The organism is Kribbella ginsengisoli (genome assembly GCF_039537185.1).
In the GTDB taxonomy this organism is placed as follows: Bacteria; Actinomycetota; Actinomycetes; order Propionibacteriales; family Kribbellaceae; genus Kribbella; species Kribbella koreensis.
In genome coordinates this window covers 1-20489 of the sequence record NZ_BAABAA010000029.1, presented here as the reverse complement: position 1 = coordinate 20489, position 20489 = coordinate 1, and the positions used below count along the sequence as shown (strand labels likewise).

At 62.1% G+C, this 20489-nt stretch carries 18 protein-coding genes; 5 read left to right on the top strand and 13 right to left on the bottom strand.

The window, feature by feature from the left end:
- Nucleotides 1-23 precede the first annotated feature (23 nt).
- Both ABD768_RS42445 and ABD768_RS42440 read left to right on the top strand, forming a co-directional pair.
- Nucleotides 24-1787: an AfsR/SARP family transcriptional regulator gene (locus tag ABD768_RS42445; protein WP_344850577.1), complete on the top strand. Its 1764-nt coding sequence runs from the start codon at nucleotides 24-26 to the stop codon at nucleotides 1785-1787.
- 66 nt (nucleotides 1788-1853) lie between these two features.
- The gene (locus ABD768_RS42440) at nucleotides 1854-3257 is read left to right on the top strand and encodes a leucine-rich repeat domain-containing protein (RefSeq protein ID WP_344850575.1); all 1404 of its coding nucleotides are present in this window, start codon (nucleotides 1854-1856) and stop codon (nucleotides 3255-3257) included.
- On the opposite strand, the gene ABD768_RS43245 is transcribed toward ABD768_RS42440, so the two are convergent.
- Nucleotides 3226-3411 carry a DUF7455 domain-containing protein gene (locus ABD768_RS43245; protein ID WP_425558482.1) on the bottom strand — a complete coding sequence of 62 codons (186 nt, stop codon included), beginning with the start codon at nucleotides 3409-3411 and terminating at the stop codon, nucleotides 3226-3228. The genes ABD768_RS42440 and ABD768_RS43245 overlap by 32 nt on opposite strands.
- 276 nt (nucleotides 3412-3687) lie before the next feature.
- Here ABD768_RS43245 and ABD768_RS42435 point away from each other — a divergent pair, with 276 nt between their 5' ends.
- Nucleotides 3688-6183: a LuxR C-terminal-related transcriptional regulator gene (locus tag ABD768_RS42435; protein ID WP_344850573.1), complete on the top strand. Its 2496-nt coding sequence runs from the start codon at nucleotides 3688-3690 to the stop codon at nucleotides 6181-6183.
- 43 nt (nucleotides 6184-6226) lie between these two features.
- On the opposite strand, the gene ABD768_RS42430 is transcribed toward ABD768_RS42435, so the two are convergent.
- The 3 genes from ABD768_RS42430 to ABD768_RS42420 all read right to left on the bottom strand — a co-directional run bounded on the left by ABD768_RS42430 (nucleotide 6227) and on the right by ABD768_RS42420 (nucleotide 7725).
- Nucleotides 6227-6649, bottom strand: a complete 423-nt coding sequence (locus tag ABD768_RS42430) for a hypothetical protein (RefSeq protein ID WP_344850571.1) — start codon at nucleotides 6647-6649, stop codon at nucleotides 6227-6229.
- A gap of 152 nt (nucleotides 6650-6801) precedes the next feature.
- Complete coding sequence (locus ABD768_RS42425; protein ID WP_344850569.1) at nucleotides 6802-7176, bottom strand: hypothetical protein; 375 nt, start codon at nucleotides 7174-7176, stop codon at nucleotides 6802-6804.
- 141 nt (nucleotides 7177-7317) lie between these two features.
- The gene (locus ABD768_RS42420; protein ID WP_344850567.1) at nucleotides 7318-7725 is read right to left on the bottom strand and encodes a hypothetical protein; all 408 of its coding nucleotides are present in this window, start codon (nucleotides 7723-7725) and stop codon (nucleotides 7318-7320) included.
- Nucleotides 7726-7890: 165 nt separating this feature from the next.
- Between ABD768_RS42420 and ABD768_RS42415 the strand changes: the two genes are divergently transcribed.
- Complete coding sequence (locus ABD768_RS42415) at nucleotides 7891-9813, top strand: DnaA/Hda family protein (RefSeq protein WP_344850565.1); 1923 nt, start codon at nucleotides 7891-7893, stop codon at nucleotides 9811-9813.
- Between the two features lie 693 nt (nucleotides 9814-10506).
- Here the strand turns inward: ABD768_RS42415 and ABD768_RS42410 are convergent.
- The 3 genes from ABD768_RS42410 to ABD768_RS42400 form a co-directional block, all read right to left on the bottom strand.
- Nucleotides 10507-10911 carry a hypothetical protein gene (locus ABD768_RS42410; protein ID WP_344850562.1) on the bottom strand — a complete coding sequence of 135 codons (405 nt, stop codon included), beginning with the start codon at nucleotides 10909-10911 and terminating at the stop codon, nucleotides 10507-10509.
- Nucleotides 10912-11034: 123 nt separating this feature from the next.
- Nucleotides 11035-12075 (bottom strand): hypothetical protein, encoded by a 1041-nt coding sequence (locus tag ABD768_RS42405; protein ID WP_344850560.1) that lies wholly within the window; start codon nucleotides 12073-12075, stop codon nucleotides 11035-11037.
- A 156-nt stretch (nucleotides 12076-12231) separates the two neighbouring features.
- Nucleotides 12232-12654, bottom strand: coding sequence for a rhodanese-like domain-containing protein (locus ABD768_RS42400; protein WP_344850557.1), 423 nt, complete (start codon nucleotides 12652-12654; stop codon nucleotides 12232-12234).
- Nucleotides 12655-13507: 853 nt separating this feature from the next.
- Between ABD768_RS42400 and ABD768_RS42395 the strand changes: the two genes are divergently transcribed.
- On the top strand, nucleotides 13508-13954 hold the full coding sequence (locus ABD768_RS42395; protein WP_344850555.1) for a hypothetical protein: 447 nt from the start codon (nucleotides 13508-13510) through the stop codon (nucleotides 13952-13954).
- A 193-nt stretch (nucleotides 13955-14147) separates the two neighbouring features.
- Here the strand turns inward: ABD768_RS42395 and ABD768_RS42390 are convergent, their stop codons facing one another.
- The 6 genes from ABD768_RS42390 to ABD768_RS42365 all read right to left on the bottom strand — a co-directional run.
- Nucleotides 14148-15542, bottom strand: a complete 1395-nt coding sequence (locus ABD768_RS42390) for a pyridoxal phosphate-dependent decarboxylase family protein (RefSeq protein ID WP_344850553.1) — start codon at nucleotides 15540-15542, stop codon at nucleotides 14148-14150.
- Nucleotides 15543-15590: 48 nt separating this feature from the next.
- Complete coding sequence (locus ABD768_RS42385; RefSeq protein ID WP_344850551.1) at nucleotides 15591-16409, bottom strand: class I SAM-dependent methyltransferase; 819 nt, start codon at nucleotides 16407-16409, stop codon at nucleotides 15591-15593.
- 234 nt (nucleotides 16410-16643) lie between these two features.
- A complete protein-coding gene (locus ABD768_RS42380; RefSeq protein ID WP_344850547.1) occupies nucleotides 16644-17153 on the bottom strand; it encodes a hypothetical protein in 510 nt (169 codons plus the stop codon).
- Nucleotides 17154-17443: 290 nt separating this feature from the next.
- The gene (locus tag ABD768_RS42375; RefSeq protein WP_344850545.1) at nucleotides 17444-18118 is read right to left on the bottom strand and encodes a hypothetical protein; all 675 of its coding nucleotides are present in this window, start codon (nucleotides 18116-18118) and stop codon (nucleotides 17444-17446) included.
- 228 nt (nucleotides 18119-18346) lie between these two features.
- On the bottom strand, nucleotides 18347-19051 hold the full coding sequence (locus ABD768_RS42370) for an alpha/beta fold hydrolase (protein WP_344850543.1): 705 nt from the start codon (nucleotides 19049-19051) through the stop codon (nucleotides 18347-18349).
- Nucleotides 19052-19655: 604 nt separating this feature from the next.
- The coding region (locus tag ABD768_RS42365) for an RHS repeat-associated core domain-containing protein (protein WP_344850541.1) at nucleotides 19656-20489 on the bottom strand (834 nt) is incomplete at its 5' end.

Genomic DNA, 20489 nt, shown 5'->3' with positions numbered 1-20489 from the left:
TCGACGTGGTCACTCACGGGCTGGTGACGGAGATTCCCGGAGCACGGAGAAAGGCCCTGCTTGCGGCTCTCGCGCTCCGTATCGGTCAGCCGGTGAGCAGCGATCTCTTGATCGATGTGGTCTGGTCGGGGAACACTCCCTCCACCGTTCTCAACACTTTACAGAGCCACATGTCCTACCTTCGCCGGACCCTGGTACGACGAGGCTGCATTGTTGCGAGCGCTCCGGGGTATCGGTTGGACCGCAGTGTGGTGGAGACGGATCTGCAGATCGCGGAGCAGCTCATCAGTGAGGCCGAAAGGACGCCCGATCTCGAGCAGAAGTCGGCTCAGCTGCAGACCGCGCTCAACATGTGGCGAGGCAAGCCACTGGAAGATGTACGCGGGCATCCGTGGCTCGATGAGCAGGCCGAGCGCATCGATCGGCTGCGGTACTCAGCTGTGAAGTCACTAACCGATGCCCGACTGATGCTAGGAGAGCACTCGGCCCTGATCGGCGTCCTTGAAGACCTCGCGGATCGCCATCCTTTCGACGAGGATCTGCATGGGCAGCTGATGCTGGCGCATTACCGTGCGGGGCGGCAAGCCGACGCCTTGGCGACTTTCCGGCGGTTGCGCTCACGTCTTGTTGACGAGTTGGGTATCAATCCGGGCCGCGCACTGCGTGATTTGGAGCAGGCAGTACTCCGGCAGGATCGCCGTCTCGACATCCAGCCGCTCGAAGGGGCGCGCCGGGCCGTTTCCGGCGCTGCCGTGACGCAGTTACCACCTGCGGCTACACCGTTGATCGGCCGTGCCGACGAGCTCAGGTCTCTGGATGCGATCATCAACAGTCCACAAGCCACAAGCTCAACGACGGCCGCGCCAGTCATCGCGGTTACGGGTGCACCGGGCGTAGGCAAGAGCTCGGTAGCGCTGCATTGGGCGCATCAAGTCCTGCCCGACTTCCCGGATGGTCGACTCTACGTCGATCTCCGAGGATTCGACGCTGTCAAGCCCCCGGTCGGAGCCGCAGAAGCGCTGCGCTCGTTCATCGGGGCCCTCGGAGTGCCCCAGAATCAGCTACCGGACGAGATCAATGCACTTGCGGGACTCTACCGATCGCTGCTGGCCGGGAAACGAGTGCTTGTACTACTGGACAACGCGCGTGATGCCGATCAGGTGCGTCCGCTCCTGCCCAGTGCAGCCGGCTGCCTGGCCCTGGTAACGAGTAGGTCCGATTTGGCCTCCCTTGCGGTCACCAACGGTGCCCACCTCCTCCGCCTCGCGCCGCTGACCACACCGGCGAGCATCGATCTGCTCACGAGCCGGATCGGCGGACGGGGACCAGGGATCGACCGCCGGATCGCAGAACACATCTCAGTTGTCTGCGGTGGGCTTCCACTCGCGTTGGCGATCATCGGGTGCCGGCAGTTGACTCATCCACACGAACGTATCGCCGACCTGGCAGCGCAGATGTTGACGCCGTCTGACGCACTCGACGTACTCGACGGCGGCGACCCCAGTACAGACCTTCGTTCAGTATTCAGCACGTCCTACGAACGGCTCACCGATGCGGGCGCAGATGTCTTCAGGGCGCTTGCCTCCATCACATCCCCCGAGATCACGCTGACAGCAGCGAAGGCGTGCAGCGGTGGCAACGAATCGGTCGTGCGACTCGGCCTGAACGAACTAGTGCGAGCCAACCTACTCGAGGTCCACAGCCGGGAGAGCTACACGATGCCACCACTCCTCCGGGCATTCGCCGCTGAACTCACGTCCTTGGACCGGGTACATCAATGCTCCTGACCGCTCAGCGGATTTCGATTTCAGTGCCACCAAGGGGCATGCGGTTTGATGACAGGCTTGAGTGAGATGGAATCAACAGCTGGAGAGCGCGTCGCTCGAGCCGCGCGGGACGCGGCCCAATCGCTGGACTTATCGGGGCTCGCGCTGACAAGCGTGCCGCTGGAAATCTGTGAGTTGACCTCACTGACCGAGCTCAACCTTGACGGAAACCAGCTGGTTTCGCTTCCGGACGGCCTTGCCCGGCTGACGTCCTTGCGGCATCTGTACATCAGCAGGAACCGGCTCACGCACATGCCGGACTGCTTGGCGAATCTGCAGTCCCTATGGACACTGGCTCTTGACGATAATCAGATCGAGACGCTTCCGACCTGGCTCGGCCGTCTCCGCGACCTCGTGCTGCTCAGCCTGGACGGCAACCGAATCGTCGCACTACCTGATTCTTTGGGGGAGCTCGATTCCTTATTGTCCCTCAGACTGAGCGAGAACAAGATCGAAACCCTGCCAACGACCTTCAACCGCCTGGAGTCGCTCACGTCATTGCAGCTGGACGGAAATCGTCTCCGCGACCTTCCGTCGTCATTCGGAGATCTCGTCTCGCTGACCGAATTGGACTTGAGCCGGAATGATCTGACAGTCCTCCCGGAGCCGATCGGGCGCCTGCCGGCTCTCACCAGTCTTCAGCTACGGCAGAACCAGATCGCAGATCTGCCTAGCACCGTCGATCTGACTGCGCTTACCGAACTGGACCTGCATCAGAACCCAGTCAAAGTCATCGGTGGACGGCTGATCGACTTCTCGCTACTACACGACCTGGTGGACGGCGACGACCTCGAAGGTCTTCGGGCACTGTGCACCTCCGGCTGGAATGTCGACGAGTGCGAGCCGTGGACCGGCGCTACCGCACTGTTGCTTGCGTGCGTGAAGAATCGTGCTGCTTTGGTTCGGTTGCTTCTTCAGTACCACGCGGATCCGAACGCGATCCACAGTGACGGATACAACTGCTACGACTCCACATCCTCGTGGGCCATTCGCCGCATGCTGGTCGAGGCAGGGTTCGGCTGGCAGCCGCGCTGGACTCGTTGTGCACCCGAACTCGGCGAGGTGCGCCACTTGTCACCGGTCGAGCCAATCGATCAAACCATGACTTTCGAGGTGACGGGCACCAATCTGCACTTGGAGCAGCAGATTCGCCGGTACCCGTACCCTACCGGGTCCGTCCGCATCAGTGTGATTGTGAGAGGTCCGGAACCGTGCGACGTCCTGTACGACGACACGATCGTCACCGCTGGTCATCGGCGCGTCGCTCTCTGGCGCGGTGAGAGTCCGGTGACCGTGAGTTTCTCGGCGAACCTGCGCTCGTTCAAAGGAGACGTACGCGCCCGCGTCTACTGCCTGGATAAACTGGCCGTCGATCAGTCCCCGTCACCCGGCTCGACCGTCAGGGCAGCTCTTCCACCATGGCGCCGATAGCCAGAAGAGCATCCTCGTGACGATGGAAGTGGTGCCGGCAGAGTGTGAGTACGCCCGCGGTGAGGTGGATGAGTATGCAAGCCCGTGAACCACACCTGTCACACAGCGCCGGCGCGGCCGAGATACTGTCCGGCACGCTGCCGAGTCTGGACATGCGACTGATGGTCACGGCGCTCTCCATCTCTGGCACCAGTCATCTGGATGTTCTACAAGTGTGCTCGCTACGCCTGGAGTACTCCTGATACAAGCCTGGAAGCATCGGTCGGTCCAGCGTCCCGGCATAACCCATGCCCTGGCCAAGGTCGCCACCGCGAAGCTCGTTCTGGCGGGTCGCGCAGGCCTCCCTTGCCGAAAAGCAAGCTTTGTAGCGTCGAGATAACCGGTCAGAGAGACCTGTGTGTGCTGGTCAGCATGCGTAGATACTGGTTGCATGGAGCAAGCTGCAGAGGTCTTGAACGACGCCGGAGTGACACGTCGCGAATTGCAGGTCTTCTGGCTTGTCGCTGACAGATTGCCCAACAAGGAGATAGCGGAAAGGCTCTTTCTGTCCGAACGCACGGTGGAGTCACATATCAACTCACTGTTGCGGAAGCTTGGCGGCAGCTCACGCCGATCGTTGCTTGATCTCGCGGAGCGAATGCCCAGACGAGGTACCGGCAGTAGGCAGGTGCCGGTACCTCTGTCCTCGTTGATCGGCCGCGAGGCGGAACTCTCGGATCTCGCCCAACTTGTCACCGAGCATCGCTTGGTTACCCTGACCGGCCCTCCGGGAGCCGGAAAGACACGGCTGGCGCTGAGAACCGCACTCACCTTCGAAGGCCTGCCGGCCGCCCTGGTGGTCGATCTGACGGCCGTTGCTCCAGGCGAGACTGTGGAACGAGCGTTCGCGGACGCATTGGACATATCGGACGGAGGCGAGGTCCGTTCGGCCTTGCTCGACGCGCTCAGCGGCGGCGGTCATTGGTTGATTGTCGACAACTGCGAACATGTGGTGCAGCAGGCCGCCCGGCTGTTGAGCCAACTCATGGCATCCGCGCCACAGTTGCACATCCTGGCGACGAGCCAGAGCCGCCTCTGGGTCGCGGGTGAGGCGATCTATGAAGTCGGACCGCTCGACGTTCCACCCGATGAGGACGATCCGTCCGCAGTACTCGCCGCGACGTCCGCGCAACTCTTCGCTGCCCGAGCTGCGTCGGCTCTCCCCGGCTTCACGGTGGACCAGGAGAATGCGCGCGCCGTCGCAACGGTATGTCGCAGACTGGACGGACTACCACTGGCGATCGAGCTGGCCGCGGCGCGTATCAGGTTCATGTCCCCGCATGAGTTGGCCTCACACCTCGACAACAGATTCGTTCTCCTCACCGGCGGTACGGCAGAACCGGGCAGTCGTCATCGCACACTCGAAACAGCACTTGACTGGAGCTATCAGCTCCTGGACGACCGCGAGAAATTGCTGCTTGAGCGTTGCTCCGTCTTTCCTGGGGATTTCGACTTCGATACCGCGGCCAGCGTCCTCACTTATTCACCGCTGACAGCGAGCGACGTAGCTCATAGTCTTCCGAGGCTCCTGGATCGCTCACTTATCTCGAGCCGGCGTCGTGGCCAGCTGACCGAATACAGGCTGCTCGACAGCGTGCGCCACTTCGCGCGCCAGCGCCTGCAAGAGCGTGCGGGTCTGGAGCTAGCCGAAGGTGAGCATGCGAGCCGCCACCTTCTCGTTGCCCGTGCCTTGGCCACAGATCTGCGGGGGCATGGTCAAAGCGCCGCTCAGGACTGGTACGACCGGCGGTGGCCAGATCTTCGGATCGCGATGCGGTGGGCGCTCGACCACGGGCACCTGGACGTAGCTTGGGAGTTCCTTTCTGCTGTGGGCATCGGCTGGGAGATGCTCGGCGTACGCGACGACCTGTTCAGCTGGCTCGACGAACTGCTGCGCAGCCCCTTGCCTTCCGGCAGTTTGGGCATCCGTTCGGCGACGACGGCTGCGGTGGTCATCTGCTGGCAGGATCCTGTACGCGCAAAGGCGATCGCCGAACCGGCCTTTGCAGCATCACGCGGTCAGGCGGGCATTGATGACGCGTTGGGCGTCTATGCGCTTGGCGTCACGATGACGAACATGGCCGAACCCGGCGCGCTGCAGCTGCTCACGGAGTCGCTCGAGCGATTCGAGGCGATCGGTGACGACTGGCATCGTGCGAATGCGCTCGCGATGCTGGGTACCGCCGAAAGTGAACTGGAGCCCGCGCTCTTCAACCTGCGCCGTAGCGCGGATCTGTTCGGAGCAATCGGAGACAGGGCGGGGCGATCGATCACCCTGCTCAGAGCAGTCACTGTGGCGATGAGGTCACCGAGCCATCTCGGCGAGGCGCAGCGATTGGCACGCGAGGCAGAAGATCTCGCACAGCTGGCCGGACTGCGGCTGCACTGGCTTCATGCGCAGCTACTGCAAGCGGACCTCGACACGGTCCGAGATGACATGAAATCAGCCGGCCGGAAATACGGCTCTTTGCTTCCGGACTTCCGCCGAATCGGCGATCGCAGATGCACCTGTCGCTGCCTGCTCGGATTAGCCTGCTCCACCGGCGACGAAGGCGCGGCCGCTGGCGAATACGCCGGAGAGGCGCTGCAGATCGCGGCCGAGCTGAAGGACACCACGAAGATGATCCGGGCCATGAGGATGCTCGCGCGTCTCCGATACGTCAACGGCGAGCCGTACCTGGCCGCCGTGCTGATCGGCTCCGCGGACTCGTTCGCGGAGCGTTTCGGTGCCGGCGATGCCGGCACCGAAACCGCCGATGACGCATTGCGCGCCGGAATCATCGAACAGTTGGGAAGAGAGGGATTTACCCAGGCCCATGCCGAAGGCGCGACCATTCCACCGGCGCGGGTCCTCGGCCTTGGGCCGACGCACCACCGCGGCACCTGATACCGACCGCCGTCCGGCACGCACCGCGGACTAAACCCAAGAGCTAGGCCGGATGGGTCTCCGACGTGCAGGTTTGCACGCCATTATTGATCACGCAGGTGATGACCGTGACGCTGCCGTCTTTGTTGAGCACCGCCCCGACCTTGAAATCCGAACCGATGTAGACAACGAAAATATGAGAGAGATTCGAGTCGAGCGTGTGGGTAACCTCGAAGGCACCTTCGCCGTCGTAGTCGCCGAAGTCGCCTCTCAGGGCCTGACCAGCGATTGTTTCCGGCGTCCTGCTGTCGTCCACACCGTACACAGCCGTCACGCCCGAGTTGGCAATGGGTCCCCGGCCCCCGGTTTCCCAGACTTGCCGGTAGGTGATATTGGTGTCCGCCTGTGCAGGAATGGCGACACCGGACATCGCCGAGACACCCAGAGCGGCGCCCATGAACATTCCAAACAGCCTGCTTCTTTTCATGACTCCTCCTAATCGTCTTGCGCTTTGTTCGAGCACCATTTCGCGACGGGTTTCACCAACAGTCGTCAAGTCGTCACTGCTGGATATACTCAGTACACATGATCAGGCTGAAGCGGATCTGAAGGCGCTTTGATTCGAAATGCGGATCTCATCTAGAATTGAATGGTGTAGTCGTACTCGTAGCTGACGCCGCCCGGCCGGCTGTATTTCCACCTACCGATAGGGCGCCCCTCCCTCAGCTCGCCCTCCCCCACCAGAGCTCCCGGCATGCACTCTCGCCAACGGCCGCACCAGGGCCGAACCATCAGATAGCCACCGCCCTCGAAATGGATCACGACTGCCAACTCGAGGGCCGGCAGTGGCCAGTAGAGATGCTCGCCGGTGTCTTCGACACCGAGCCCGAAGACCTCGTCGAGGTCCAGCAGGATGTTCACGAACGCACTCATGCCGTCGGCATAGCCCTGTGGAACGATCTCGGCTTCACCCGTCAATCGCCTGGCCACGAGGCCGTCGAGGAGATCGCGCATCCAAGGTGGCGCCACTCCATCAGGAAGGTGCGCGTGCACTTCCGCGGATACTGCGGCTCGCAGTTCGTCCTCCGTGCCCACCTGGCCAAGGTGATGCAGCAGCTCTGCGAAACGCGATGTGAGGTCAGGCAGGCGCACTCACTAGCCTTCCGTGTTGGCAAGCCGCTTGAGGATCGCAAGGCCAGCTGCGCTGTGCCAAGTTCCGGGGACGACGTAGCTGTGCAGCTCCTCCGGACTGTCCGGCGTTTCGCTCATCAGCTCGCGGAGCGCCTCCGTCGGGCTCAAGCCGCGCGCCTTGCATTCACGAAGCTTCATCATCCACGGGAAGTAAGCGCTGTGGGCCGCCTGACCGGCCGCGGCCTTCGGTTGCCAGCCGACGGCGTCGTCATCGTCATTGGCATAGAGGAAACCGACGACCCGGTCGCTCACATCAGCTATCGCGATGTACTCGATCGGTTTATCGGTCACCCCTCGGTAGCATGGCGGACCGCCGACGATCCGCAAGGTCAGGTCCTCGGTCAGGTAACCGGGCGTTCGGATCTCTCCCATACCGCGAGGCTAGCGCCGTACCCCTCGACGCGACTGATGCGCCACTGAAGCGCTGCTGAAGCACTACGGGCGGCGGCCCGCAGCGGCTCGGCAGGCCTTGCCTGGTTGGCGATCTAGATCTACCGTCAGCCCCTCGTCCGAGTCCGTGTGCCGACGGGAGGGGCAATGACGTTTCGTCCAGGTGCTGACCATTCGCCGACAATCGGCGACTGGATTGCCGATCAGCGAGATTCGGGGTTCGTCGGCAGATCGACGGAGCTGTCTTTGTTCCGCAGTGTTCTACAGGGCGAACAGAAGGCGCGGGTCCTCTACATCCATGGGCCAGGCGGCTGCGGCAAGACTGCTCTCCTGAACGCGATGCGCGCTCTTGCTCGACAGCTCGGTCGTGCAACGTACAGCCTCGACATAAAGGGCCATGAAGTGGCTCCTTCACCGCCTGGCCTCTCCGTGACGTTCGTTGATGACGCCGATCGGTACCCCGACCCCGACGCTCTGCGTGACGACTGGTTGAAGAAGCTGCCCGCGAGCGCGGTCGTTGTGCTCGCGGGCAGGCGGGAGCCAGACATCGGGTGGCATCGATCAGGCTGGGAGCATGTGATGGTCGAGATTCGTCTCGCGGGTCTGTCGGCGCAAGACTCCCATCGATTGCTGACCCAGCTCGGGGTTCCGGCATCAGTTGCCAGGTACATCCGGCGCAAGGCTGCCGGCTCGCCGTTGGCTTTAGTGATGGCTGCCCGTGCTTTCCTCAGCGGCGGCACATCGGCCAGTGAATCGGACATTGCCCGCAGGGTGATGGCTGTCGTCGGCAATGGAGAGCTCGACCCACGCTTCCACCAGATCCTCCATATCAGCGCGATCGCCAGACTGACGACGCCGAATCTGCTCGCCAGCGTCCTGGACATCGATCCCGCGCCAGCGTTCACCTGGCTGGCCGAGCGCTCATTCGTCGAGCGGGTAGGCCCAGGACTTGCGCCATACGCCTTGGTTCGCCCCGCCCTGCGGAGCCTCTATACAGCGGACGGACGGGAACAAGACCGTCAGGTTCTTCGGCAGCTCTGCGACTACTACTACCACCGGGCCACCGCCGGGGACAGTCTCGCTGCCGCTGACCTGGCGTACCTGATCGACAGCCCGGTGATCCGCTGGGGATTTCGGCTCGAAGCCGCAAGTCGCTACCGCGCGACCGGCGCCCGTCGCGGTGACCGCGACCTCATCGATGCCCGCATGTCCCATCATGATCTCGCCGACTGGTGGAACCTGAGCCGACTCTACTTCGAAGATCCCGGAACCACGGTCATCGTTGCCCGGGACAACAATAGCGCGCCGGTCGGCTACGCGATCGGCTTTGTGCCTGCGCGCCTTGACGGAAATATCCTCACCGGCGACCCGATCGGCGCCGCATGCGTGGCGCATGCGCACGACATGGTTGCCGCAACCGAGACCCTGGTCTGGCGAGACACAACTGTCTTGCCACGTGAATCATCAGGTCGCCGGCCTACGGACCTGTACGGTCACCTCAACATGGCTCTAGCACTGCGGGCGCCGATGCCCAACCTGCGGCACGCCATCATCCTCGCGTTCGGACGGGAGTCACGCGTCCACGCCATCTGTCGCGAGGCGGGCGGACGACTCGTGCCGAAACTCCATTGGTTGGTGAACGGGAGAGAAGTCAGCTGCTACCACATCGACTGGGGGCCGGGTGGATTCCACTCGGCGGAGCGTGATCTTGTCTACCGCGAACTACAGATCGTCGCTCCGAACCGGCAAACGACAGCGGACGACGTTCGTGAGGCTCTCGACGGTTTCCTGTCGGACCACGCACTGGCAGACTCGCCACTCGCCGTCGGAACGAACGACACCGATCGGACGGCCTCTGCACGCGCCGTGTTGCGGTCCGCCGCTGAGTTTGCACTCGCAGGCTCACCGCACGCGGCCCAGTTGAGATTCATCGTCGACCGTCGGTTCTTCACCACGCGCGAGCCGCACGCGAGGCTCGCACGAGCACTCATGGTGAGCCGCGCAACCTACTTCCGCAGGTTGGAGGAGGCCATCGACCGCATCGCGACATATGTTGTCAGCCAACAGTGAGACTTGTGAAATCGAGTTGAGTTCGTTGCCACCATGCCGCCGAGCTCGGACGACGCTGTCCTTCCCAGTGCCTTGACGACATCTCGCCCATCGGACGGCCCATCACCACGAGGAGTGTCGATTGGCTCGATGCCGACCTTCCGGAGTTCGCGGTGTTCACTCTGAAGCAGATGTACTTCCTACGGTGAAGAACACGTTGCCCTCAGCCCCAAGTAGTTGGCTTAGAGAAGGAACTGCGGCGCAGCCCGATCCTTGGAACGTACATCCGGCGGGCGTAGTCACCGCACACCCACTCGACTCCGGCCGACTGGGTGTCGCGGGTCCCTACCTCGCTGTGCGTCAAGCCACCCCGACCGCCGCCGCATCGACCATCTCGATCTTCCACCCAGGAGCCTGCTCGTGGGTGAGGTGGCACTAAAGCGTCCGTGATTTCAGAGACGGATCAGCGGCGCTCCAACGCGGCCTGCCATATTTGAACCAAGAACTTGAAGCGGGATCGAGCTGAACCGCATTGCGTCGGTTTGCCTCACCATTCAAGGTCTTTCGCGCGTGCGAGTCGGCGATCCACCCCCGGTCGGCACGCACCGCTGAACGGCCCTGTCTACCTCGGGCCAACGCACGGCGGCTCGGATCACGCCTCTCCAAGCCCGGGTCCGAGCCGCCAGTTGCGACGTCCCTCATGTGGTCCCCGGTTCATAGGTCTGGCGAGGACGGTAGGAAGTCCATTCGATACACCATCACCCCGCTCTCGGTGAGCTCCGCGGATGCCACGCCGTCACCACAGAGCCGGCTCAAGGCGCCTTTAGCGACCTTCACGGTGACGTCGCAGTGTGAAGCGACTTCGACTGCTGTCACTCGGCCGCCATGTGCGCGGGACAGATCCAGGATCATCGCCTCGAGCTCATCCTCGGCACGCCGCTTACGATCACGCGGGCCCAACAGCGCGATCGCGAGCCAACCGCCCCCAGCACAGGTGCACAGGAACACCACCAGAATTGCCAGAACGACACCCCGCGGAGTCTCCGACTCGCCGGCCGCAAGGTCGCCGATCGCGGCTGTAACAAAGAACGCACTGCCAATCGCGACAGCCGCGCCCACGGCTCCTACTATCTTTCGGCCAGGACCACTCATCACATCACCCCGAACTCACTCAGCACGCCGGCGGAGGACCGTGCCGAGACCAGTCCCCCGCCGCATGACACCTGAAAGCTACTAACACTTCTAATCGGCGCAGCGCAGGTCCAAGTAGGCCTCGTACTTGATGGCGGCCTCGCTGAACGCTGAGTACCGCAGCCACGATGCGCCCGTGAGGTCGACGTCCTGCGTGTACTGGCCGCCGCCGCCCCCCTGGATCTTGATTGACTTTGAGACCTTGTCCGTGGTCAAGAACAGGGTGACCGGCTGGACCGGGAACAGGTTCGACGTTGCACGTGCGCTGATGCAATTGGCGATGTCCGGATAGATGTGCACAGCACCACTCACCGCGGAGAGGGAGATAGCCAGGCTGCCTCCCGGGTTCCGAGTGACGGTACCTGGGACTGTGGTAGTCGTAGTCTGGAGCGGCTTCGCAAGAGCCCGGCGGTAGACGTAATGACTGAACAGCTTGGCCGTCGAGATCCCGGTGCCGTACGACGAGCGCGCGAGAGCCAGCATGCGGTACCTGTCCTTCGACCCTGGGCGCTCGACATCAATGGTCACCCTCCCGGACGAGGTCGTACCGGCCGCGACATTGACCCAGACCTTTGCATCTGTGGAGTACCTCTGTAGGTAAACCCCTGAGCCGTTCGGTGGCGCCGGGAAAACTCGCCCCACGGCTCGCAACTCGCCGCTGCCTGGGTCTGTTGTGGTAATGCTGTCGAGTAGCACGAGCTGGTTGACTGTCGGAGACCGCACCAGGCTGAACGCCCGTGTGTACGTCGCTGAGCCTGGATAGTAGGCCCGATAGTCATAGCGAGCAGTCTGTTTCACAGAGAAGGCAAAGATGCCACTTCTGCTGCTGCGCGTGCTGGCCAACGTGCTGTAGCGGTTCTTACCATGCGCCGACCGCTGAAGATAGACCACTGCTCCGCTCAGCTTGGCCGACGTACCGGTACGCCGAACCGTACCGCTGAATTTGATTGTCGAGCCGAAGGTCGACGCCGCGGGCGCAGCCAGGCTCACTGACGCCCGGACGGCGCCGGCCCCTTGGGCCGAAGGCGCCACTAGCAGCGCCCCCAGCGTGGCCACGCCTGCAACCGCGGCGGCGACTCTGCGAATACTCATCTTGCTTTCCTCCCCGACAACGGATCTCATGGCCATGACGGCCGACTCAACAACATGGTGAGACGAACCGCATCCACGCCACTGAAACCGCGCTGAAACCTACTTGCGGGCAGTTGCCGCCAGCAACGCCGGGCTGGTTACAGCCGTCCACTCAGGCTAAGCGGACGCCCCGGAGATCGGCCTGCCGGCCGCGATCCACGCCTTGAGCCCACCATCGAGATGCGATACGTCGGTGTAGCCGAGCTCTTGGAGCGTTCGGCCAGCCAGGGCTGATCTGCCGCCAGAAGCGCAATACAGGATGACCCGCGCCTCCGGGTCGAACTCGCTACGATGATACGAACTCGCAGGATCCGCGTAGAACTCGAGCATCCCACGTGGCGCGAATACGGCGTTCTCGATGGCACCATCGCGCGTGACTTCGGCAGGCTCCCGGAGGTCGACCAAGGTCACACCGCCCGTTGCGAGCGCCTCGGCGACCTCCGTCACCGACAGGTTCTGAATGGTGGTCCTCGCATTAGCTACTAGGTCCTGTACTGAATTACCCATCCTCATGTTTCCCTTCTCAACGCTGATGCTCACAGCTCACGATGACCCAATGTGCTGAAGGCCTCCTGAACCTGACAACCTGCAACCGCGGCTAGTTCAACCGCACCTCACTACGGAGTCAGCTCCGTATCTGAGAATGAACCGCCTGGTGTCCGACCCGGCCGTAGAGAGGTCGCTGGAGGCGCCGAATGTTTCGATGGGTTGTCAGCATGACAGCGATTGCCGCCGTCGGCGCCGGGTGCGGCGTCGCCGATGTTCCTTCCTCTCGTGGCGGCAAGACCGAGCCGGTTGTCACGCCGTCCGCGCACGTAACACCGTCGCCGAGTGCGGAGACTTCGAGCACCAGGCCCGACGGCGGCATCACGCCGCAAAGCACGATGCCAGAGCCGTCACCGCGGACTTCCACGCATTCATCCAGTGCGCCACGCCCCTCGTCGTCACCGCGCTCACAGAGTGCGTCATCGGATCCAGAGATCGCGGTGTTCAGGGTCGCGGGCAAACCACAATGCCCCAGCAGCGGGCCCGCCGTTTCGTTCCCGGGCGAGCCGGTCGTGCTCGAGTGGCGAGTCATCGGCACCGATTCGGTGACGATCTCGATCGACGGACCCGGTCGCTTCGCCTCGTATCCTGCCAAGCACCGCGAGTCGCTGCCATTCTCCTGCGGTGCAACAGCCTCCGGCTCTGTTCAGCGACACACATACCTGCTGACGGCGACCGGACACGGCATCATTCGGCAGCGGAGCATCTCAGTAACCGCTCGGGTCAACTAAGGCAGCCTGAGTCAGCTCTGAACGGAGCTTCAGTTCGGCTGAAGCTGAACCCCAGTCGCAGGTCAGCACCCTAGTGTCTCCTGTTTGCATCGCATCTACTGCAAAGGAGACCCTCGATGTGGAGTTCACGCAATGCCAGGGCGGTACGGGCTGTTCGCCGTTGGCTGCTTCTGGCAACCGCCGGCGCTGCCATCGCGACGCTTGCCCCCGCACCCGCCACCGCGGCAACCACCTGCTCGCTCGACATCATCCGCAACCCGAGCAACTTCACACTCAACAACATCCGCGTCGACTGCGTCTTCGGTGAGATTGGCATGGAGTTCACCAGCTTCACGCTGTACGGATCAGACACGTGGTACAACGACACACTGTTCTCGGTGGGGCGGTTCGTGGACTCCCCGACTACCGGGCCTACTCGCATCGAGGACCGCGATGTGAACGGGTTCCACCTTGACGAGGACTGGGGGAAGGACGAGGTCTTTGCGAAGGCGCGCGTGGTCCGGTCGAACGGACAGGTGCTCTCCATCACCACGAACATGATTGTGCGTGAATTCTCGTACTGACAGCACCGTCGGCTAGGTGCGTGCACACCTCCCGGCGCGTTTCGTTGTGCAGCGGTTGCTCGGACGTCGTCAATCGAATCGGCCGGCCTCTCAGCAGCCGCTGCCACTTCGACCAGCTGGGCCTGACGTCAGTGGTTCCGACCAGTCAGCGTTCACGCAGAAACGAAAGGCGAGTCAGCAACAAGACGCGAACCTACGACTGCAGACAGCGCATGATTGCGGCGACTGACCGATCGATGTCTTCGTCGTCAGTGGTCCAGTTGCACACCGATATCCGCATGGCGGACATGCCTCGCCAGGTCGTACCGCTCATCCAGCAGGTGCCGTCACGTTGCACGCGGCTAACAAGCTGGCGAGTGAAGGCGTCGTGATCGCCGTTCGGATCGAGGAAGCGCACGAGCACCTGGTTGAGCACCACATCGTTGAGGATCTCAACCTGGGAACTTTCAGCCAGTTTGTCGGCGAAGAGTCGCGCAAGGCCACAGCATCGCTCGACGACATCTGCAACGCCCGAGCGGCCGAGCGCCCGCAGGGCGGCGTAGACGGCGAATCCGCGAGCGCGGCGAGAAAACTCGGGGTTGTAGTCCAGCGGATCTCGATGACCCTCCTGGTCATGGATGAGATACGGCGCCCGGATCGACATCGCACCTGTGTGCGCCTCGGGATGCGCAGAGAACACCAGCCCTGAATCGAACGGCACGCTTAGCCATTTGTGCGCGTCGGTTGCCCACGAGTCGGCGCGCTGCACACCCTCCAACAGCGGCCGCAAACGTGGGCTACTGAGGGCCCAAAGGCCGAAAGCACCGTCGATGTGGACCCACGCGCCGGCCTCGTGTGCCAGGTCGCAGATCTGGTCGACGGGATCGATCGCACCAGAGTTGACATTGCCGACCTGAGCGCAGACTACGACCGGACCCGAGACGTCCCGCAATGCGTCGGCAAGGGCATCGGCTCGCATCCGCCCCTGGTCATCGGAGGCCACCGAGGTGATGCTGTCGGTGCCTAGACCGAGGAAACGTAGCGCGCGATCGATCGTGTCGTGCCGCTGATCCCCTGCAATGATCGTGATCGGAGGTGCGCCCACCAGTCCGGATCGTTCAACGTCCCAGCCGGCTCTTGCCAATACATGATTGCGAGCCGCTGCCAGGCCGGTGAAGCTCGCCATCTGAGCCCCAGTGACGAATCCCACCGAGGCCTGGTCCGGCAAGCCCAGCAATCGTTTGAGCCAGTCGCCGGCAACCTCCTCAACCACGGCCGCCGCCGGCGAGGCCGCATGGAGGCCTGCATTCTGGTCCCATGCCGTTGCCAACCAGTCTGCAGCGATGGCAGCCGGCGTTGCTCCGCCGAAGACGAAACCGAAGAAGCGGCCGCTTCCACCAGGTAGCAGACCTGAGTCCGCGGCGGTAGCGAGCTCACGAACTACGGTCGAAGCGTCCTCGCCGTGGTCCGGCAGCTGACCGCCGAGCGCTTTTCGAAGCGATTCTGCCGTAGCTTCCGGGCCGAGCAGTCGAGCTGGCAGGCCGGCCAGATACTCGGATGCCAGCCTCGAGGCCAGCTGCAGAGGACCGTTCCAATCAGGGACGTGCACCGTCAGTCCTAATCCTAGATAGACAACTGGTTCCGGGCTTCGCGCATCTCAGGATCGGGTAACAATCGTCTGCAAGTAGGTCGACGGAACCCGCAGCGTGCCGTCGGTTGCCGTGTTCAGATCGTTCGCCAGGCCGATCAGGTCCTCATCGAGCGCCTGCAGAGCTTCTCCATCCAACGCTGCGAAAGCCTTGTTGGTCGGCCCGTAGTAGGACCGCATCGTGTCAAGCCAGTGCCGCGCGGACCGGTAACGGAAGAAGAAGTCAAGGCGCTCGGTCTGCATGGACGCGTCATCATGGAACAGTTCGGCGACACGGGATTCGTCGCCCCACAGAAGCGGCGAGCGTACGCCTGCAGGAGGGGCGATGTATGTGCCCACAATCTTGAACATCTGCCCGATGAAGCTGTCCGGCGTCCACGCCGTAAAGCCGATCTTCCCGCCCTTTCGACACACTCGTCGGAGCTCGCTCGCAGCCTGCTCCTGATCAGGAGTGAACATGACTCCAAAGGTGGAGAGCACTACATCGAAGGATTGTGCGTCGAACGGCAGCGCCTCGGCGTCCGCAACCTGGGACTCGATCTCCACACCGTCCGCCAACGCCCTCGTCTTGGCCACATCGAGCAGTCCAGGAACGTAGTCCGTTGCCGTCACCACGGCGCCACGACGAGCAGCCGCGAGCGCGGCGTTGCCGTTGCCGGCGGCGACATCGAGCACGAGTTGCCCCGCGGAGAAGTCAACCGCGTCACAGAGGGTCTCGCCCGTCACCTGCAGAGTTGTGCCGATCACCGAATAGTTACCGGAAGCCCAGGTCGCCTGCTGCTTCGCCTTGAGGGCAGTGAGATCTGCGGGTGGCGTGACGCTCATCATCTCTCCAACGATTGTGTGTCCGGCTGGCTCAGGTTCCAGATCCGAGGCGACTAGTGCTAGACATGCTGCAGAACAACACTGATGCCGACCTGAACCCGGAATGGAACGCGCGGACACAAGGCTCGAATAGGGTGCTTGGGGCTGGCGCTTCCAACGAACTAGTCGCGGTGGCCCGGGAGTCTCGAGGCCTGATGACGAGTCGAACAGCTAGACCCCTTCGGCCAGCCGTTTGCTCTAGTAGCTCCCCGTCACCCAGCCGCTGGTAGTGAAGACGGAGAAACTGGTGAATGGATCGGTGTAGCTCGCATCGCAGAACAGACTCTCCTTGCCGGACTTGTTCACGTCGAAGAGGGTTCCCTTAGGCCGCGAGAAGAGACCTTTCACCAGGATTCCATCACCGTAGGCCTGGAGCGCCCTACTGCTGTACTTGCTGTGCAAGGTGGTGAACAGATCTTTGCGCGCGCCGTTGCTTACTCCGTAGCAGTCGAACCGCACCTGCGCACCATGATCGATTCGAAACTGCGCGTTATCCACGGTGACAAAAGCATCGTAGTAGAAGTTGACCGTGCTCGTCGCCGGACTCGTCCTGTGGTCGGTAGTGACACTCGCGTCGACACCAGCCCAGATCTGGGTGACGGCAGCATTCGCTGGCGTACTTGTGAACGTCGCGAGCACCGCCAGCCCGGCAGCGGCGACGCTTGAAATCCATCCGACGCGGCGGCTCGATCCGCGGTGAAAAGACATTGTGCTCTCCTAGCTGAGGTCTTCATGTTGTCCAGATAGCATCACCAACGGCCCTGAACTGGAGGTTGGCTTCCGCTGATCTCGCGAGCACATCAACCACACCGAAGATGTCTCGGCGTCCGAGTGTCGCCGGCCCGACAACTGACCGATCAGTGCCGAATTCAGGCCCAGTTCTGCGCTGCTTCAGACCTCTCACTTGAATACATGCGCGGGGTTCCGGATGGCGAGGGGCAGCCGGAACCCCTAACTCCAAAATACGCCCGCCGAATGTTGCGAGGCATCGCCGTGAGTCACTGTGACGCTCTGCCATATTCGCTTAACAGGAAGTTCGGGATCAGTTCAGCTATCTGGCAGAGTGCGTCGAGACGCCCGAGGGCTTCGATTGGTGCCCACTTGCCGGTACTCCAGGAAATCAGCGTGTTGCCGGTGATACGCCAATCAAGCCACCGGTTCGACAGCATGAACTCCACCAGTCGAGGGTGCAGCAGCCCAGATGCATAACGTCGATCTGTACAACTGATCCGGAATGCATCATTGAAGAGGCCGCTCTCCGGTTCGTGGTCGCGCCCGTCCAGGATACGCAAGAGCCTTGAGTCGCCGGTCAGAGTGATAGGCGGTAGCACACACGGAAGCTCTAGCGCGACCAGGTGGCCAACCTGTGCGGTTGTCGTACCGTCATTGGATAGATACGTGTAGTCGAGGCAGCGGATCCGGTGACCACGGTATGGACCGGCTGCCATTGAGAGGGGCCGGCCGCGGCGCCACGTCTGCGCTGCAACATCGGCGAGCCGTGGTTCTGGCTCCACCCAGACCCAACCAAGCTGACGCATAGCCTCTTCGCGAAGTCCTCGCCGCTGCCTAACCAGCCTCACCACCCAGACCACAAGTCCGATCAACCCCGCGAACGTCAGGCAAGTGATGGCAACCAACAAGAGCAGACCGAGCATGGCCAGAGAAGAATTCATCTACCGCGCGCTCCTCCATGGCGTTCCGCATGCGAAGTCGCACTCGCTATTCGCAAGCCCGCCACCGCAGACGGATCAGCCTGATTCATTGCCGACCCTGGACATCCAGGCTGACATTGGCCACTGAATTGCGGCTGATCTCTCCGAGCTGTCCCCGCGCAGCCTGCGCGGTTCCTAGGCGGACACAAGCGGCAGTTGGTTGCCGCCGGGCCCCTCGTCAACGCCACCTCAACGGACGAGTTCGCCGAGCAGCACCTTCGAAAGCTCCTTCGGGTTCTCGATCATCATCTCGTGACCGCTGTCGATGGTGACCGCCTTCCAGAGCGGATCCTTGGAGAATCGCTCATAGAGCGCTGTCAGGCCGGCGTCCTCGTATCGGATGGCGCGCACGTAGGTGTGGTTCGGTACTTCCTTTTCGCGGCCGGTCAAGCGGACGCTCTCGACGAAGGTGAGGACGGGCTGCGGAGTGCACTTGCTGTCAACCCAACTGGCGTCATCTCCGGTAAGGCCGAACGCTGCCGCCGGCAACGGTCCGATCACACCGCCGGTCTTGGCTGCCGTCAGCACATACTCACGTTGCCCCGCCGAGATCAGATCAAGCAACGCGACGCCGTCGTCGGGGACCCGTCCGTCGAGATAGACAAGAGACCGGATGCGGTCACCAAGGGCCGCAGCCACACCGGTGATCACCATGCCGGCATAGGAATGGCCACACAACACGACATCCGACAGATCCTCGTACTCGATGACGCCGATGATGTCGGCTACATGAGTTCTCAACGATATCGGCATTCCCGCCAAATGTCCGCGCTCCCCCAGCCCAGTCAGCGTCGGCGTGTATGCATCATGCCCCGCCGCCCTGAGCAAGTTAGCAACCCGCCCATAGCACCACCCACCATGCCAAGCACCCGGCACCAGGACGAAAGCCCCCATGCTGTCGGTCCTTCTCTGTCGATCAATGCAGCCATCGCCACCTGAGCGAACATCGATACTCGGCGAACACCCATGTCCAGCACGTTGGACTGCTTCCCCACCGGACCCTTAACGCTAGCTTCACGCCAGCAGAGACGTCAACGACAGATCAGCCATAAGGAGCAGGCGGCGACTGGTCTATATCCGCAGCTGCGTGCCTGCCCGCGGCCCCAACATCGACTCTGCTCATGCAGTGAACCTTTCGACGCCGCAAGTTCGCAGTCATGCCTCATCATCTATGGACCCGATCCCGGGCTCGTCGGTTGATGACTCAGCCAGAGTTGGGTCATGATTCCGAATCCGACTGAGCCCCCGCTCATCAACGCTTAACCCGGCCGCTTGACAGTGACGGACTTATTGATCATTCCATCCACTTAGCTGAGCCGTATCCGGCGTCGTCAACTGCTAGATAGATGACTAATACGACTAATTCCTGGTCTACCCGAGCCGTGAGTTCACGGCGAGCGGGTCGAGGGTGCCCCGCCTTACGTTGGGGCACCCTCATGCCTCTGCTATCGCCTGTCAGTACACTCTGATCCTCTGGCCGAGAGCGATACCGGTTCCATCACTCGAATCTCATGCCTGCGGTCGGTTCTTTGAGTTCGACCTTCGACAGATCTGGCGCCGGCACGCCATAGAATTCGTATAGAGATTGACCGTTGCGCTTGGCGGCATTCAAATCACTCTGAAGATATTGTCTTTGCTTGTCCATCTGCTCCAACCATTCGATATAGGCCGGTATGGCGATACTCATCGCCGCCATTAACAGGACTCCACCTGCCGTAACTGACCCCCTTTGAGGGTTCCTCCCGCGAATCGCAGGTCCCCCAACCCCAGAAGGCACTCGGGCACCACTCTCCGACAATGAAGTCCCATTCTTCTTTATCCATTTAAATATTCCAACAGATGTCTTTGGAATGGTCGCCTCTTCAGTCATTCCCGCATCTGCGCCACCAATCCTCAGGAGTCTACCAATAGGAGTCACGCAACTGTTAGTATCCCGGTCATAGACGTCGAATCTCTTCCCATTCCTCGACTGCTTAAGCACAACCTCGGCCACATCTGCGGCTGCTTTTGCATTTGGCAACCGGACTTGAATCTTCTCCACCACTGGATCGTACGTCTCAGGCGTGAAGCTCGTGTATGCGTTCAGATTTCCCGGACTAGTGGGAAGAGATTGGAAAGTCACCACTCTTCCATCATTCGGCCGAATTTCGACCGCAAAATGCTGACTTTGCATAATATATACAGTGGCCGTGCCGGCCTCTTTCGGTTCGCGTCCGTCGGGGTCGGTGTAGTTGATGGGGTTGGCGTTGGCGTAGAGGTAGGTGGAGAGGCTGGTGGTGTTGGTGGCTGTGCTGGGTAGTGCGGGGTCGGTGGATTGCCAGGTGGTGAGGCG

What these genes read in the sequence shown, in the direction of transcription:
- ABD768_RS42440 (WP_344850575.1), top strand. Translation starts at nt 1,854, where the DNA reads ATGGAATCAACAGCTGGAGAGCGCGTCGCTCGAGCCGCGCGGGACGCG.
- ABD768_RS43245 (WP_425558482.1), bottom strand. Translation starts at nt 3,411, where the DNA reads ATGTCCAGACTCGGCAGCGTGCCGGACAGTATCTCGGCCGCGCCGGCG.
- ABD768_RS42435 (WP_344850573.1), top strand. Translation starts at nt 3,688, where the DNA reads ATGGAGCAAGCTGCAGAGGTCTTGAACGACGCCGGAGTGACACGTCGC.
- ABD768_RS42430 (WP_344850571.1), bottom strand. Translation starts at nt 6,649, where the DNA reads ATGAAAAGAAGCAGGCTGTTTGGAATGTTCATGGGCGCCGCTCTGGGT.
- ABD768_RS42425 (WP_344850569.1), bottom strand. Translation starts at nt 7,176, where the DNA reads ATGCGCGATCTCCTCGACGGCCTCGTGGCCAGGCGATTGACGGGTGAA.
- ABD768_RS42420 (WP_344850567.1), bottom strand. Translation starts at nt 7,725, where the DNA reads ATGGGAGAGATCCGAACGCCCGGTTACCTGACCGAGGACCTGACCTTG.
- ABD768_RS42415 (WP_344850565.1), top strand. Translation starts at nt 7,891, where the DNA reads ATGACGTTTCGTCCAGGTGCTGACCATTCGCCGACAATCGGCGACTGG.
- ABD768_RS42405 (WP_344850560.1), bottom strand. Translation starts at nt 12,075, where the DNA reads ATGAGTATTCGCAGAGTCGCCGCCGCGGTTGCAGGCGTGGCCACGCTG.
- ABD768_RS42395 (WP_344850555.1), top strand. Translation starts at nt 13,508, where the DNA reads ATGTGGAGTTCACGCAATGCCAGGGCGGTACGGGCTGTTCGCCGTTGG.
- ABD768_RS42385 (WP_344850551.1), bottom strand. Translation starts at nt 16,409, where the DNA reads ATGATGAGCGTCACGCCACCCGCAGATCTCACTGCCCTCAAGGCGAAG.
- ABD768_RS42380 (WP_344850547.1), bottom strand. Translation starts at nt 17,153, where the DNA reads ATGTCTTTTCACCGCGGATCGAGCCGCCGCGTCGGATGGATTTCAAGC.
- ABD768_RS42375 (WP_344850545.1), bottom strand. Translation starts at nt 18,118, where the DNA reads ATGAATTCTTCTCTGGCCATGCTCGGTCTGCTCTTGTTGGTTGCCATC.
- ABD768_RS42370 (WP_344850543.1), bottom strand. Translation starts at nt 19,051, where the DNA reads ATGGGGGCTTTCGTCCTGGTGCCGGGTGCTTGGCATGGTGGGTGGTGC.